Raw genomic sequence first — 16418 nt, forward strand, 5'->3', positions numbered from 1 at the left:
GCTTTAGAAAGCGCGGGTCATTCCTGCGCTTTTTAAATTCAAAAAAGTGTCGACATTGACATAGAAAACAGGAATCACCCGATAGTATCAGAACATTGTTTTCATAACTGTCCCTTGCAAAATAAAAAAGAGTGTTGTATATTGACCTCGATTTACGCTCAGCGTGATCTTATTTCTGATGTAGGCATTGTCCCACAGGAGCGTGAGGTCTCCATACATCAGCGAGTGCAGTATCCTGCACCCGATCCTTTATTTGAACACTAAAATGAAGTATATGTGCCCGAAAGAGCGAGTGCTTCCGGGTAAAAAGGTAAGAGTATAAATGGCAAACAGCTTAATCATCGTTGAGTCTCCTGCAAAGGTTAAGACTATCAAGAAATTTTTAGGAAAGACATACACAGTCGACGCGACCATGGGTCACCTCATCGACATGCCGAAGAGTTCTCTCGGTGTTGATGTGGAGCATGACTATGATCCGAAGTATATAACCATCCGCGGCAAGGGTGAGCTTCTTTCAAAACTCAAGAAGGAAGCCAAGAAGGCCGACAAGATCTATCTCGCGACCGACCCTGATCGTGAGGGAGAGGCTATCAGCTGGCATCTTAAAAACGAGCTTGATAAGGATGCTTCAAATCGCGAGAAGATTTCACGTATCACTTTTAACGAGATCACGAAAAACGCAGTAAAGAACGCCATCAAAAATCCAAGAGACATAGATATGGATCTGGTCAATGCCCAGCAGGCACGTCGTGTCATCGACAGACTGGTTGGTTACACCATAAGCCCTTTATTATGGAAGAAAATCCGTAAGGGTCTTTCAGCTGGACGAGTTCAGTCAGTAGCGCTCCGCATGATCTGTGACAGAGAAGCTGAGATCGCAGCTTTCACTCCGGAAGAGTACTGGTCATTGGACGCACACCTTCTTTACGGAAAGAAGAAACTCACCGCTTCCTTCTACGGTAAGGACAAGAAGCTGCCGCTTCCAGACGAGGCTTCTGTTGATGAAGTCATAAGGGCAATCGGTGATCATGACTTCACCATCACCGATGTGAAGAAGTCCGAGCGCCGCAAAAAAGCTCCGCTTCCTTTCACCACCAGTACCATGCAGCAGGAAGCAGCAAAGTCTCTCGGTTTTGCCACCAGCAAGACCATGAAGCTTGCACAGACCCTCTACGAGGACGGTTACATCACCTATCTTCGTACCGACAGTACACGTATTTCAGTTGAAGCTGATGCAGCAGCGAAGATCTATATCTCCGACAAGTTCGGCGAGGAGTACGTAAACGGCGGTTCCAAGGATGCAAGAAAGCCTCAGGAAACCGAAGTCAAGATCCAGGATGCACATGAAGCCATCAGACCTACCGATCTCGAAATGACACCGGAGGATGCAAAGGAGAAGCTTCAGCGTGACGAGTCACGTCTTTACACACTTATTTACAAGCGTTTCCTTGCAAGCCGCATGACAGCAGCTATTTACGATACTGAATCAGTCAAGCTAAGCTCAGAGGGATATACATTTACACTGAGCGGTTCAAAGCTTCGCTTCGACGGTTTCCTTTCAGTTTACATGTCTGAGGAGGATAAGGCCGAGAAGGATATTTCTCTTCCCGATATGAATATAGATGAAAAGCTCAGCCTCACGAAGTTTGAGAAGGAGCAGCATTTCACACAGCCGCCTGCACATTACACAGAAGCATCTCTGGTAAAGGCACTGGAAGAGGACGGTATCGGAAGACCTTCAACCTACGCGCCTACCATCGGAACACTTCTTGCCAGAAGATATATAACCAAGGAAAAGCGTAACATCTTCGTGACCGAGCTCGGACAGGCAGTTGATGATATGATGCAGAAGAATTTCCCGACCATCGTTGATACTGCATTTACCGCAAACATGGAATCACTCCTTGATACTGTGGCAAACGGAGACATTAACTGGAAAACCATAGTAGAGAATTTTTACCCTGATCTTTCAGAGGCAGTCGAGAAGGCTCAGCTTGAGGTTGAAAAGATCACCATAAGAGACGAAGAGACAGATATCGAGTGTGATAAGTGTGGACGTAAGATGGTCATCAAGTACGGTCCACACGGAAAGTTCCTGGCATGTCCCGGATTCCCTGAGTGCAGAAACACAAAGCCTCATGTAGAGTATGCCGGTTTTGTATGCCCTGACTGTGGTGCTGAATGCGTAAAGCGTCGTTCAAAGAAGGGCCGTATCTTCTACAGCTGTTCCAGATATCCTGATTGCAATTACATGACATGGAACAAGCCGAAGGAGCCTGTAACCGGTGAGAAAAAAGACGGCGAGATAATGGCATAAAATCAAAAAGATAATGCAACAAAAACCGTTGACAGCAATCAAAATACTATGTTATATTACAAGTCGCGTCCAAAGGGCGCGACTTTTGTGTTTATACAAAAGAGTAACTTAAAAAGCACATCTGACCGAAAACCGGAATGGTACCTTATTATAAGGCGACGCCGGTGAGCACACACGATCGGATGGAAGATTTTAACCAGGAGGTATTTGAAATGAGTGCAATTGGAATGAAGCAGCTCCTTGAGGCTGGCGTACATTTTGGTCATCAGACAAGAAGATGGAACCCTAAGATGGCTCCATACATCTACACAGAGCGTAACGGTATCCACATCATCGATCTTCAGCAGACAGTAAAGATGGTTGACGATGCTTACAATGCTATGGTTAAGCTTGTACAGGACGGTGGAACTGTTCTTTTCGTTGGTACAAAGAAGCAGGCTCAGGACGCAGTTAAGTCAGAGGCTCTTCGTTGCGGCGAGTTCTATGTAAATGAGAGATGGCTCGGCGGTATGCTTACAAACTTCAAGACAATCCAGACACGTATCGATCGTCTTAAGGAGATCGAGAAGATGGCTGAGGACGGAACATTCGATGTTCTTCCTAAGAAGGAAGTTGCTCTTATCAAGAAGGAGTGGGACAAGCTCGAGGCTAACATCGGTGGTATCAAGGATATGAAGCAGATTCCTGATGCAATCTTCGTTGTTGATCCTAAGAAGGAGAAGATCTGCGTTAAGGAAGCTCGCGCACTTGGAATCACACTTTTCGGTATCGCTGATACAAACGCTGATCCTGAGGAGCTTGATTATGTTATCCCAGGTAACGATGACGCTATCCGTGCTATCAAGCTTATCGTAGGCAAGATGGCTGACGCTGTTATCGAGGCTAAGCAGGGCGAGATGACTGAGGAAGAGGCAGCAGCTGCAACAGCTGGTGAGGACTTCGCTACAGAGGCTTAATAAAGTAAACGTAAAACCAGCATTAGACAATTTCATAGATTGCTCAATGCTGGTTTTTTTCAGATAAAGAAACATATATCTAGGAGGATATAACAATGGCAATTACAGCAGCTCAGGTTAAAGAATTACGTGATATGACTGGTGCAGGAATGATGGCTTGTAAGAAGGCTCTTGCTGCAACAGATGGAGATATGGACAAGGCAGTAGAGTTCCTCAGAGAGCAGGGTCTTGCAGGCGCAGAGAAGAAGGCCGGCAGAATCGCAGCTGAGGGTGTATCTTTCACAAAGCTTGCTGATGACATGCACACAGGTGTTGTTGTTGAGGTTAATGCTGAGACTGACTTCGTTGCAAAGAACGAGAAGTTCCAGACATACGTTTCAGAAGTAGCAGCTCAGGCTCTTAAGTCAGAGGCAGCTGATATCGATGCTTTCCTTGCTGAAAAGTGGGATCTTGATAACTCAAGAACAGTTGCTGAGCAGCTTTCAGAGGAGATTTCAATCATCGGTGAGAACATGCACATCCGTCGTTTCCAGAAGCTTACAGAGAACGATGGTTTCGTACAGGATTACGTACACGGCGGCGGACGTATCGGTGTTCTTCTTCAGGTTAAGTCAACAGTTGTTAACGAGGCTGTTTCAGAGATGGCAAAGAACATCGCTATGCAGGTAGCTGCTCTTAAGCCAAAGTACACATCACGTAAGGAAGTTGATCAGGATTACCTCGCAAGCGAGACTGAGATCCTTACAGCTGCTGCAAGAAACGAGAAGCCAAACGCTCCTGAGAAGGTTCTTGCAGGTATGGTTCAGGGTCGTCTTAACAAGGAGCTCAAGGAGATCTGCCTTCTTGATCAGACATACGTTAAGGCTGAGGACGGAAAGCAGACTGTTCAGCAGTATGTTGATTCTGTTGCTAAGGCTCAGAACGCTACTATCGAGGTTGTTACATTCATCCGTTTCGAGACAGGTGAAGGCCTTGAGAAGAAGAACGAGGATTTCGCTGCAGAGGTTGCTGCACAGCAGGCTGCTGCTAAGAAGGCTTAATTCTTCAGTTAAGAGTTTTCAAAAGACAGGTTCAGTGATGAACCTGTCTTTTTTATATTAAAACCACAATAAAAGATGAATGTTCATTTTACCGTACATGTACAGAAGGAAACCGTCTCATCTCATAAACGGGACAGATTCAATATTTTTTCTACTCTGATTTTATGCTACAATAAAGGTTATTAAAAAATGTGAGGTATCCCCATGATATTTGATTTTTTGAAAAAATATTCGGAACAATTTGACGGGGCATCACATAGAGACATCGAAAAAGGTATCTCTTCATCATCGCCATCATCGGCGGATGAAGATCACATTCATTCATCCACGAAAGAAACCGCTGACAGGATGACTCGTCGGCATTTTGTTTTTCATGGCTCCGTGCAGGGTGTAGGTTTCAGATACACTGCCCAGCATCTTGCAGATTCCCTCGGACTGACAGGATATGTACAAAATGAATATGATGGTTCTGTCACCTGTGAAGTACAGGGACCTCCTTATGTCATTGATGAGTTTTTACGTAGACTGGACAATCAGCGCTGGATACACATCACTGATATGGAATCCGAAACACTGAATGTGATATCTGACGAAACGAGTTTTCGTATCACATACTGATTTTCTGAGGCAAATCTGCCGGAAAGTCTCTATCACATATTATGATTTATCTGTTACAGTCGTTTTACTTCCGGAATTCTGTCTTACTGATGACGGGCGTATCGACTTCTTTGAAAGGTTTAAATGAAACATAACTACAAAATGATATTAAGCTATGATGGCTCCCGATACTACGGCTGGGAACATCAGCCCAATACAGAACTCACCATACAGGGAAAGCTCGAGCAGGTTCTGACCCGCATGGTTTACGGAGACAGCTACAAGGTTAAGGATTTTGCCTCCTTTCCCATCACAGTTATAGGTGCGGGTAGAACTGACGCAGGAGTGCACGCAAGAGCCATGACTGCCAATGTCATCCTCGATACTGACATGACAGAGGATGAGATCAGATCGTACATGAACCGATATCTCCCGGATGATATAAGCATCAACGAGCTGAAGCTCTGTGGAGATAAATTCCACAGCCGCTTCAAGGCCAGCGGAAAGACCTACAGATACAGTTGCTGGTACGGAGACCAGAAACCCGTATTTGAAAGAAAGTATGTAACTGTACTGGACCGCCATCCTGATATGGATGCCATGAGAAAGGCCGCAGCATTCATAATGGGAGAGCATGATTTCAAATGCTTCTGCGGAAACTCTCACATGAAGAAGTCCACTGTCAGGAATATCGACAACATTGAAATAACCGAGAACGGACCATATATCAGATTCTACTATCACGGAACAGGATTCCTTCAGAATCAGGTACGTATCATGACGGGAACTCTGCTAGAGGTGGGCTTCGGAAAGCGAACACCGGAATCCGTAAAGGAGGCCATAGAGAGCAGAAACAGGCAGAATGCCGGATATACAGCAGAGCCACAGGGGCTTTGTCTCATGAAGGTGGATTACGACTGATCACTTTCACTCAAATCTATAAAATGACCTTAATGTAGAACAGACTTCGATTTATTAAGTAAAGAATGTTCTCACACTTATGTCATCTAATAAACACTTTGCCAGAGGGGATGCAATTTTATGAGAAGCAAAGGTATCGCTATACTTTTAGGACTTACTATCGGAGTCACAGCGGGCTATCTTGCCAGCACTACATTTATGAGGGGCAGGATGATGCCCGGAACCATGATAAACGGAACCGATTTTTCCATGGTTCCGAGAGGAGAGTTGAATCAAAAATTATCTGATATAGAAAAGTATGCTTACGCCATCACCGTAAGAGACATTCATGGGAACGAAACCGTCATAAGCGGTTCCGATATAGATCTGAAGGCGGATTTCGCGGTATCAGATATACGTCTTCAGAACCAGCTTATCTATCCTTACTATATGCTTAATCCGGGAAACTATTATATCTTTCCTGAATCGGTTTCTTTCAATGAGGAAAAGCTTCAGTCCATCATAGACAGTTCTATCCTGCCTGATGCAGGCACCACTGTTAAACCGACCGATGCATTCCTTACTGCATACGTTCCCGGCGCCGGCTACACCATAGCTCAGGAGATAGACGGAGATACACCTGATCCCGAAACAGTAAGGGAGCTTATCAAGGACGCCATCTATGACAGATCTGTTTTTCTGGATCTGGCTTCCGAAGACTGCTACCTGAAGGCTTCGATCCGTTCCGATAACGATTCACTCAACAAGGAGGCCACAAGCCTGAATGAGGCTCTTCAGGCATCCATAACCTATGATATGGGAAACCAGAAGATAACATTGAACTCTGACACCTACTTCCCATGGCTCGTTACGGCAGAAGACGGCACCATCACTCTTGACGAAAAGATGGTCGGAGATTATGTATCCAAATTAAAGGAATCCACTGACACTGCTTATACCACCAGAAGCTTTATCACAGTTTCAGGACGTACCATCAATGTAAAAGGACCTTACGGCTTCAATATTTCCAAGAAAAAGGAGACTGAGCAGCTCACCGCCGATATTCTTTCAGGTCAGAAGGTGGAGCGTGAGCCTATATACACAACAACAGGTCATTCACGTTCCGGACAGGAGTATGGCGACAACTACCTTGAAGTAGATATGTCAAACCAGACCGTATACTACATCAAGGACGGACAGGTTGCATTTACTTCTGACTGTGTAACAGGAAATACCAGTCTCGGAAGAGGTACACCTACAGGTATCTTCAGTATCATGTACAAGGCAAAGAACGTTGTGCTTCGCGGTGCGAATTATGCTTCTCCCGTTACTTACTGGATGCCGTTCTACAATGGCTGCGGTTTCCATGATGCCTCCTGGAGAGGTTCCTTCGGCGGAACCATATACAGATACAGCGGTTCCCACGGCTGCGTAAACATGCCTATACCTAAGGCAAAGGAGCTCTACAGTCTCGTTGAGGCAGGACTTCCTGTTATTACTTATTACTAAATCCATTCAATATACGGTCATTTCTGAATCGGGTCCGGATATATGTTAAGATATAGGTGTAACCTGAGACACAATACGAAAGGAACTCTATGAAGAATTTCAGATCATCATTACATATTATCATCGCAGCTTTTACGCTTGCTCTTTGTACTGCATTTTCTGCATTTGCAGAATTCGGTCCCGGTGCAGACATTAACGGCTCTCTGATCTATACTGAACTTAAGGCTGATAAGGTGACTGATCCCATAGCAGAAAAGCTGAGTACCACCATGACCTCCCGGCTCACTGATCAGATCATCCTTGTCAACGATCATAACCTGACTCTCTGGAACAGGCAGTCAGACGGAAGCTGGGTAAAGGATATGGACGTCTACTGCGGATACGGCAGAAAGGGACTCAAGGCTTTTAACCAGAGAAAAGAAGGAGATGAGACCACACCTGTAGGTTCATTTCCCATACTTCATGCCTTTGGTTTCGGACAGAATCCCGGTACTGCCATGACATGGAGAGAGATCACCCAGAACTCCTACTGGTCAGGAGAGCAGTCCACCTACAACACATGGGTGGAGAGTGCCACACCTGTTGCCGGCGAGCACCTGAGTGAGTACACCATCTGCTACAAATACGCCATGGCTATAGGATTTAACATTAATCCTACAGTTTATAAGCGCGGATCAGCTATTTTCCTTCACTGTAAGAATCCTGCCGATTGGGGTTCTGCAGGATGCGTATCCGTAACAGAAGAGAACATGCTCACACTTTTAACCAAATGTCACGACGGCTGCTATATCATGATAGTTCCAAATGAGGACTATATTTCGAATTTCTAAGACAGGATATTTCTGCCTGAGAGGTTATTTTGCCTATGAGTTGGAATCTCGATTTTGAAATAGTGTCTCTGGTTCTGACAGTTATATTATTTCTGTCCTACCGCCCGGAGAAATATCTTCCTCTTCGGAGGAATCTTTACTTTTATCTCACCATAGCCTGCGAAATCTCAGTTATTGTATTTGATATAATAGCTTCTGTTACTACGGAAAATTTTGGTGATTATCCGTTGTGGTTTCTATACAGCATAAATATTCTTTTCTATATTTTACTGTGTCTGGAATATTTCCTGTTCTTTAACTACACTATTTCCATATCGAAACATTTTCTTCTTCATTCAGCGAGACGCAAGATTTTTATCGCGATTCCGCTCATACTCATAAGTATACTTATCATCACTACACCTTTTACAAGGGCTCTTTTCTCAATCGATGAATCTACAGGATATCAGAGACAGTGGGCATACTACTATATACTTGTCCCATATCTCTATTTCTATATCATTCTTTCGGTTGTCTATCTTTCATATTTTCACAAGGACATCATTCCGGTTCAGATGATGGCTGTTCTTTTTTCATACGCTCTTTTTATCACGGGAGCCTTTCTGCAGGCGATAATTATGGAGCGGACCCTGCTTATGAACTGCTTCGCAACCTTTGGACTTCTCATCGTATACATGTCGCTTCAAAATCCCGAATCCTATCTGAGTGTAAAAGCAGCCTGCTTTAACTCCAAAGCCTTCAGGGATTTCACAACCGACTATGCAGAAACAGACCATATCTTCTCCGTATTCAGTTTTGGAATCGATCATTATCCGATCCTGCTCAATGCTTACGGCGAAGAAACCATGAATGACATACTTCATCAGATAGTTCTTCTCTTGAGGGCAGCCTACAAAAATATACTGGTATTCTATCTGGAAGACGGCGTGTTTTCTGTGATCAGAAGAGAAGAAATAGATCCCGATGAACTGACTGATCTTCTTAAGAACCGATTCGATCACACATGGTCAACCATGATAGGAGAGCTCAGGATCAATGCTTACTATTCATATCTCCCTAAGGAGCTTGATAATCGCAAGGCAGTAAATCTTATATCCATAATCAGAAATTCCCTGATCTCTGCACAGCTCCACAACGAGAGCCGGTATGAGGTCATCGAATCCAGGATGTTCGACAAGCAGAAAAAAGATAATGAGATTCATCAGGCTTTACAAAAGGCTGTTGAACAGAATTCGGTCCAGATCTACTATCAGCCGATCTACGATACACATACCCATAAGATCATTTCCGCCGAAGCTCTGGCCAGACTTTTCGACGAAAAAATGGGCAGTATCTCGCCGGATGATTTCATAGTGACTGCAGAACAGGATGGTTCCATCATGAAGCTGGGACATCAGATATTTGTGAAGACACTGTCCTTTATCAGAGAACATAAATCCGAGTTCGGGGATATAAAATATCTGGAGATCAACCTGTCGCCTGTACAGTTCTCCAATCTGAATTTTGCCGAACAGTTCCTCGACCTCACCTTTGAACACAGGGTGGATCTCGCTATGATAAACCTGGAGATAACCGAGACAGCAACCTCCGATATCTCCATATTAAAGAAGCAGATGAAGATCCTGCGCAATATGGGTGTGCGCTTTTCTCTGGATGATTACGGAACAGGCTTTTCAAACCTGACCCTCATACTTCAGTTGCCGTTAGAGATCATAAAGATAGATAAGAGTCTGGTCTGGGCATATTTTGAAGGCTCTAACCTCATGCTGAAAAATATCGTAAAGATGTTCAAAGAGCAGAACTATAAGATACTTTGCGAAGGTATAGAGACAAAGGAGATGGTGGATACCCTCGCCGAAATGGGCGTGGACTATCTGCAGGGCTTCTACTTCTCCAAGCCTTTACCTGAAACCGAATTTCTGGAATTTATAAAGGAGTTTAATGCAGACTGAAAAGATACAAACAGGACTTATATGCGAAGGCGGCGCCATGCGTGGACTTTTTACCGCAGGCGTCCTTGATGTTCTTCTGGAAAATGAAGTGAGCTTTGATGGAATGGTAGGCGTTTCTGCCGGTGCCACTTTCGGCTGTAATTTCAAATCAAAGCAGATCGGGCGTACCATCCGATACAACCTCGAGTATGCCGAAGACAAGCGTTACGGCAGCTTCACTTCTCTCATTAAAACAGGAGACCTCTACGACACAGAGTTTTGCTATCACACACTTCCCAATGAGCTCTTCCCCTTTGACTGGGACACCTTTCTAGGTAATCCCATGAAATTCTACGTCGTAGCAACAGACGTAAAAACAGGAAAGCCGGTTTATCATGAGATGAAATCCCGGGGGGATTCTGAACTCGAGTGGCTGAGGGCAAGCGCTTCCATGCCGCTTGTTTCCAAGCCTGTTTCTGTTGACGGCTACGAGCTTCTGGACGGAGGCATTTCCAACTCCGTACCTCTCGAGTTTTTTGAGCACATAGGATATACGCGTAATGTTGTCATCCTTACTCAGGATGCAAATTACGTAAAAGAGCCTATACCATCCGGTTTTTTAACAAAACTTCTGCTAAAAAAACAACCCGCCATCTATACAGCCATGACTAAGCGTCATATAATGTACAATGCTCAAATTGACTATATCAAAAAGAAAGAAGCGTCAGGCGAGGTCTTTGTCATACGTCCGCCTGAGCCTCTCGGCATAAAGCGGGTGGAGCATGACCGTGTGGAACTCGAGCGTGTATACAAGCTCGGAAGAAACACAGCCCTTTCACTTCTTTCCGAATTAAAGGACTTTATAGATAAAAAATGAAATTTAGTTTTGCACCTATGGAAGGCATTACAGGATATCCGTTCCGTAATGCCTTCCAACAATGTTTTCCGGGGATAGACCGTTTCTATACCCCTTTTTTGTCTGCCAATGACACTTTTTCCTTCACAACAAGGGAGATAAGAGACACTGATCCTGAAAGAAACCATGTTCCGGATCTGGTTCCTCAGATAATCACCAACAACTCCGAGATGTTCATCTGGGCAATCGAAGAGATGATGAAGCTCGGTTACAACGAGGTAAATCTCAACGTGGGCTGTCCTTCAGGCACAGTAGTTGCCAAGGGAAAGGGCTCCGGCATGCTGAGATCCCCTGACAGACTTGATGAGTTTTTCGAAGAAAGCTTCGAGCTTCTTCATAAGCGCGGTATCCATTGCTGTGCCAATGCTTCTGACGAAGAAGCAGTCACTTCGCCTTCTGTCAGAATCTCCGTTAAAACAAGAATCGGTATTCACGATGCATCCGAGGTCGGAGACATTATCCCTATATACAACCGTTATCCTCTCAGTGAAGTCATCGTCCACGGAAGGGTACAGAAGGAATTTTACAAGGGCGGGATACACTATGATGTTTTCAGGAAATTTATAGAAGAATCCCGTCATCATCTCGTTTATAACGGAGATATCTGCACCAAAGCGGATTACGAAAGGATATCAGCGCTGTTCCCGGAAACAGATACGGTCATGATAGGTCGTGGACTTTTGATGAATCCATCTCTTGTGCGGGAGATAAAGGGAGGTGAAAAAGCCACTCTTGAAGAGATAAAGCATTTTCATGAGACCCTGATAGATAACTACATCCCTGAAATGGGCAGCGACAAGAACCTTCTTTTTAAGGTAAAGGAATACTGGAACTGGCTCAGCAAGTCATTTTCCGGTTCCGAAAGATATATGAAGGACATAAGAAAGGCACATAGCCTTGCCGAGTACAGGGCTGCTGTACGAAACCTCATGGCAAACTGCGAGCTTGCTATGAATCCATGATCTGGAGAAAATGAATGATAATTGAATATCCTGAATATTTTGAACGTTTCCGCTGCATAGGCGGAGCATGTCCCGACACCTGCTGCGCCGGCTGGGAGGTAGATGTAGACCCGGACTCCGCAGAATACTATAAATCAGTCAAAGGTGAGTTCGGGGATAGATTACGTAAACATATATGCGAAGAAAACGGGGAGTGCTATTTTCCACTTGCGGAAAAGCGCCGATGCCCGTTTCTGAATGATAAGAACCTTTGCGATATCTACTCCAATATAGGAGAAGAAAGTCTCTGCCAGACCTGTACCGAATATCCGCGTTATTTCATGGATATCGGAAATTACGAGCAGATGGACATGAGCCTGAGCTGTATGGAGCTGGGCAGGATCTTCTATACGGAAACAGATAAAATAGATTATATCCGTTCAGAGAACGATGTGGATGGCGACGCCCTTTCTCCTGATGATCAGGAAACTCTTATCGAGGTCCTGGCACTGAGAAATCAGTGTATCGCCATCATGCAGGAGGATTCCGAAAGCTCTTTAAATAAGATGGAAAAAGTTCGCGGACTTATATCTGAAGCCCAGGGAGAAGAGCCGGAAGAGAAGGACAACAGCCGTAACTTCCTAAAGGAAGATTACAGCGACCTCACCGGACTACTTGAGTCTATGGATTCCATAAGCGATGAGTGGTCAGAAAAGCTTGGCTTTTACAAAAAGATCGCCGGTTCACAGACCGAACTCGCAAAGCTCGAAGCATTTACATCAGAAAACAAGGAAGCTCTCGACCTCTGGATGTCCAAAACCGCGGTATATTTTATTTTCAGATACCTCATCGACACCTGTATAGATGGTGATATAGAAACAGAGCTCTGCCTCATCCACCGAAGCCTTAAGCTGATATTTTTCATGCTTTTTGCCGAGTGGATCAGCAAGGGCAGTGTCAATGTCTCTGACATGATCTACGTGTCCCACCTCTACTCTAAGCAGGTGGAACACGACGACAGTAACGTAGCAAAAATCAAGAACCTGTGTTAGACTTCAGGAAAGATGATCAGAAATTGTTTATCAGGAGGTAATGTATGTTTAGATCACTCAGGAAAAGCTCATATCCGGTAATCATATCCATGGCTCTTCTCATGCTAAGCTCCTGCGGTCAGCGGAAGATGCCTCATGAGACGATCTCCTCAGAGGAGCTTTCACAGCAGATCATCACAGGGCTCGCAGAGGGCTTCAAAAGCGGTGAGATCGACGTTACGACCAGAGAAAAGAAGATCATATCAAACCTCATAGACTACGCTCTGGAAAATCCCGAGTCCACCATGCTGTCACTTAAGCAGGCTGTGGAAAGAGCCGGCTTTGACGCCACATTCCCGGAGTCTCTCTCCGGAGTGGAGCCTTATTTCAGCGCAGTGGCAGATTCTGTTGTCCAGGCATCCTACAAGACATCAGACGGTAATGACATCATCATACGAAAAAGCAAGGACAGTGATACTCTGTCCCATGATGCCATCGATTCCAAAGCAAAGATCACCCAGAATATCGGTGGAAAAGACGTTACCATCATAATTGATCAGGACAAAATAATCGATGCCCTTTGGGAAAATGCAGGCAGCACTTACTCTGTATATTCTCAGGAAGGGATCGATGAAGAAACATTAAAATCACTTATAGATACAGTAAAGTAAAAGATAAAATGACAGATAAAGACACAAGAAATACTATAGATGAGACACTCTCACAGATGGATATCACTGCTGCAGCAAAGAGCCCTGACGGAAGCGAAGCTCCTCAGGTACATAAAAGAAGAAAACGCTACAGTGGAAAGTATCCTCGTAAATTCGAGGAGAAGTACAAGGAGCACCAGCCTGAAAAGTACAAGGATGACATCGAAAAGATCATCATGAAGGGAAAGACTCCTGCAGGTATGCATATTCCCATCATGGTTGCAGAGATCCTGGATGTGCTCAGAATACAGCCCGGCGAAACCGGTATGGACGCAACCCTCGGCTACGGAGGTCATACAGAAAAAATGCTGGAGAAGCTGGAGGGGCGTGGACATCTCTATGCAACTGATGTGGACCCCATAGAATCGGTAAAGACAGAGAAGCGTTTAAGAGACAAGGGCTACGGCGAAGATATCTTCACCATAAAGCGTACCAACTTCCGGAATGTGGATACCGTGGCAGATAACGGAGAAAAGTTTGACTTCGTACTTGCGGATCTCGGCGTGTCCTCCATGCAGATAGATGATCCTTCCCGGGGCTTCAGCTATAAGACAGAGGGCCCTCTGGATCTTCGTCTGAATCCTGAAAGCGGAAAGAGTGCCGCAGAACGCCTGAGAGAACTGGATTATGACTCCATGGTCAACATCTTTGTCGAAAACTCGGACGAGCCTTACGCGGAGAAGATAGCAAAGGAGATCATCCGTGCATATCACAAGGGTGCAAAAATCGAGACCACGGGAGAGCTCCGTGAGATCATAAAGAGTGCCCTCTCTTTTCTTCCGGAAAAAGACAGGGCTGAAGCCCAGAAGAAGTCCTGCATGAGAGTTTTTCAGGCACTTCGAATCGAGGTCAACAGCGAATTTGAAGTGCTGTATGATTTCCTGAGCAAGGTACCTGACTGCATGAATCCCGGAGGCAGGATAGCAGTTCTCACCTTCCACAGCGGAGAGGACCGTCTGGTCAAGCAGTTCTTCAAGGAAATGAAACGTTCCGGCATCTACAGTGACTGCTCACGTGATGTCATCCGTCCCGGTAAGGAAGAATGCTTCATCAATCCACGCGCCCACTCAACGAAGCTTCGCTGGGCGATAAAAGCTTAATAAACATTTTTTATAAAAGACATGGGACCTTCAGAGCTTATCGCTGCGATGGTCCTTATGTCGTTAAGGTGCGTTACATGTTAAACAATAGACCCGATTTAGATGACAAGAAAAGCGCTGTTTCTGAAACAGCACCTGTTTACAATACTATCACCCAGGGTGTGATGTGGAAGTCTCTGATCTTTTATGTCATGCCTTTAATTATGGGTACTTTTTTTCAGCAGCTCTACAACACTGTAGATGCTGTTGTGGTCGGAAGATTTGTGGGCAAGGAGGCATTATCCGCAGTCGGCGGAACCGCAGCCATCCTTGTCAATGTCTTCGTAGGCTTTTTCGTGGGCGTCTCCTCCGGTGCGGGAGTTGTGGTCGCCCAGTATTTCGGTGCCAAGGATGAGGAGAATGTGCATCATTCGGTGCATACTGCCATCATGCTTTCCATCGTAAGCGGGGCTATCCTTACCTTCATCGGCTTTTTCATGATGCCGGTCTTCACCGTATGGATGAAGACTCCCGGGGATGTCCTGAATCTCACCATCACATATCTCCGTATCTATTCCCTCGGCATGATCCCTAACCTCATATACAACATGGGCTCAGGCATACTTCGGGCAGTGGGAGATTCCAAGCGACCGCTTTATTTCCTCATAGTATCCTGCGTCACCAACATCATTCTGGATATACTGTTCGTTTTGAAGCTTAACCTCGGAGTCGTTGGCGTAGCCATAGCTACAGTACTCTGCCAGATCATAAGTGCCTTGCTGGTGATCTATACATTAACAAGGGTAAAAGAGAGCTATCATCTGACACCGTCCATGCTCAGCTTTAAAAAGCGTCAGCTCATGCGCATACTTTCCATCGGCATCCCGGCAGGCGTACAGTCACTTATGTACTCCCTGTCCAATGTCTTCATACAGACAGCCATCAACGAATTCGGCACTGATGCTGTTGCAGCCTGGGCGGCATATGCGAAGATCGACGCTCTCTACTGGATGGTCATAAGCTCCTTCGGAATAGGTGTCACCACCTTCGTAGGGCAGAACTACGGTGCCCGCATATACAAGCGCGTGCGTCAATGCGTACGTCAGAGTGCCGTCATCATGAGCATCATAACCATCGCATTTACAGTTATCTTTTACAAATGGGGAGCCCTTGCCTTCCATCTGTTCACCACTGACCTGAATGTCATGAAAATAGGCGAAGTTATGCTTCATTACCTCACGCCTTTCTATATAACCTACACCGCCATAGAGCTTCTCTCCGGATCTCTCCGTGGTATGGGAGACAGCCTAAGGCCGATGCTTATATCAGTGCTTGGTATCTGCGTTCTTCGTATCTCCTGGATAATGATCGCTGTTCCCATCTGGCACCGCATAGAGACCATCGAGGCAAGCTATCCGCTCACATGGATAACCACTTCACTTATGTTCATGGTCTATTATTTCTGGTATGTAAACAAGCGACATATACGGTGATGAATATTGCACAGAACTGTATGCCACGGGCACTTTAATCTAAAGTTGACATCTTATATAAGTAAAACTATACTTTTTTAGATTATGCAAGAACCATACAGGATATAACTGCTCATCCATGTGCTTTGAGCGGTTCAAAGGAATCCGTCAGGATTCGATCTTTATAAG

At 45.2% G+C, this 16418-nt stretch carries 14 protein-coding genes; all 14 read left to right on the plus strand.

What is annotated here, in order from left to right; genetic code table 11:
• Positions 1-322: 322 nt before the first annotated feature.
• Positions 323-2317, plus strand: a complete 1995-nt coding sequence (topA, locus tag BXO88_RS12330; protein ID WP_078038034.1) for a type I DNA topoisomerase — start codon at positions 323-325, stop codon at positions 2315-2317.
• 212 nt (positions 2318-2529) lie between these two features.
• Positions 2530-3273 (plus strand): 30S ribosomal protein S2, encoded by a 744-nt coding sequence (gene rpsB / locus BXO88_RS12335; protein WP_044993276.1) that lies wholly within the window; start codon positions 2530-2532, stop codon positions 3271-3273.
• Between the two features lie 95 nt (positions 3274-3368).
• A complete protein-coding gene (gene tsf / locus BXO88_RS12340; RefSeq protein ID WP_078038035.1) occupies positions 3369-4313 on the plus strand; it encodes a translation elongation factor Ts in 945 nt (314 codons plus the stop codon).
• 348 nt (positions 4314-4661) lie between these two features.
• Positions 4662-4931, plus strand: a complete 270-nt coding sequence (locus BXO88_RS12345) for an acylphosphatase (protein ID WP_078038066.1) — start codon at positions 4662-4664, stop codon at positions 4929-4931.
• A gap of 123 nt (positions 4932-5054) precedes the next feature.
• The gene (gene truA / locus BXO88_RS12350; protein WP_078038036.1) at positions 5055-5831 is read left to right on the plus strand and encodes a tRNA pseudouridine(38-40) synthase TruA; all 777 of its coding nucleotides are present in this window, start codon (positions 5055-5057) and stop codon (positions 5829-5831) included.
• A 120-nt stretch (positions 5832-5951) separates the two neighbouring features.
• Positions 5952-7319, plus strand: a complete 1368-nt coding sequence (locus tag BXO88_RS12355) for a L,D-transpeptidase family protein (protein WP_078038037.1) — start codon at positions 5952-5954, stop codon at positions 7317-7319.
• 89 nt (positions 7320-7408) lie between these two features.
• Positions 7409-8149 (plus strand): L,D-transpeptidase family protein, encoded by a 741-nt coding sequence (locus BXO88_RS12360; protein WP_078038038.1) that lies wholly within the window; start codon positions 7409-7411, stop codon positions 8147-8149.
• Between the two features lie 35 nt (positions 8150-8184).
• The gene (locus tag BXO88_RS12365; protein ID WP_078038039.1) at positions 8185-10101 is read left to right on the plus strand and encodes an EAL domain-containing protein; all 1917 of its coding nucleotides are present in this window, start codon (positions 8185-8187) and stop codon (positions 10099-10101) included.
• Positions 10091-10957, plus strand: coding sequence for a patatin-like phospholipase family protein (locus BXO88_RS12370; protein WP_242945223.1), 867 nt, complete (start codon positions 10091-10093; stop codon positions 10955-10957). Before BXO88_RS12365 ends, BXO88_RS12370 begins: the two co-directional genes overlap by 11 nt.
• Positions 10954-11958, plus strand: a complete 1005-nt coding sequence (locus BXO88_RS12375; protein WP_078038040.1) for a tRNA dihydrouridine synthase — start codon at positions 10954-10956, stop codon at positions 11956-11958. The genes BXO88_RS12370 and BXO88_RS12375 overlap by 4 nt, the downstream gene beginning before the upstream one ends.
• Positions 11959-11972: 14 nt before the next feature.
• Positions 11973-12989, plus strand: a complete 1017-nt coding sequence (fliB, locus tag BXO88_RS12380; protein ID WP_078038041.1) for a flagellin lysine-N-methylase — start codon at positions 11973-11975, stop codon at positions 12987-12989.
• 44 nt (positions 12990-13033) lie between these two features.
• Positions 13034-13639, plus strand: coding sequence for a hypothetical protein (locus BXO88_RS12385; protein ID WP_078038042.1), 606 nt, complete (start codon positions 13034-13036; stop codon positions 13637-13639).
• Between the two features lie 56 nt (positions 13640-13695).
• The gene (gene rsmH, locus BXO88_RS12390; protein WP_078038068.1) at positions 13696-14778 is read left to right on the plus strand and encodes a 16S rRNA (cytosine(1402)-N(4))-methyltransferase RsmH; all 1083 of its coding nucleotides are present in this window, start codon (positions 13696-13698) and stop codon (positions 14776-14778) included.
• A gap of 77 nt (positions 14779-14855) precedes the next feature.
• Complete coding sequence (locus BXO88_RS12395; RefSeq protein WP_078038043.1) at positions 14856-16250, plus strand: MATE family efflux transporter; 1395 nt, start codon at positions 14856-14858, stop codon at positions 16248-16250.
• Positions 16251-16418 lie beyond the last annotated feature (168 nt).

The organism is Oribacterium sp. C9 (genome assembly GCF_002007235.1).
GTDB lineage: Bacteria > Bacillota > Clostridia > Lachnospirales > Lachnospiraceae > Oribacterium.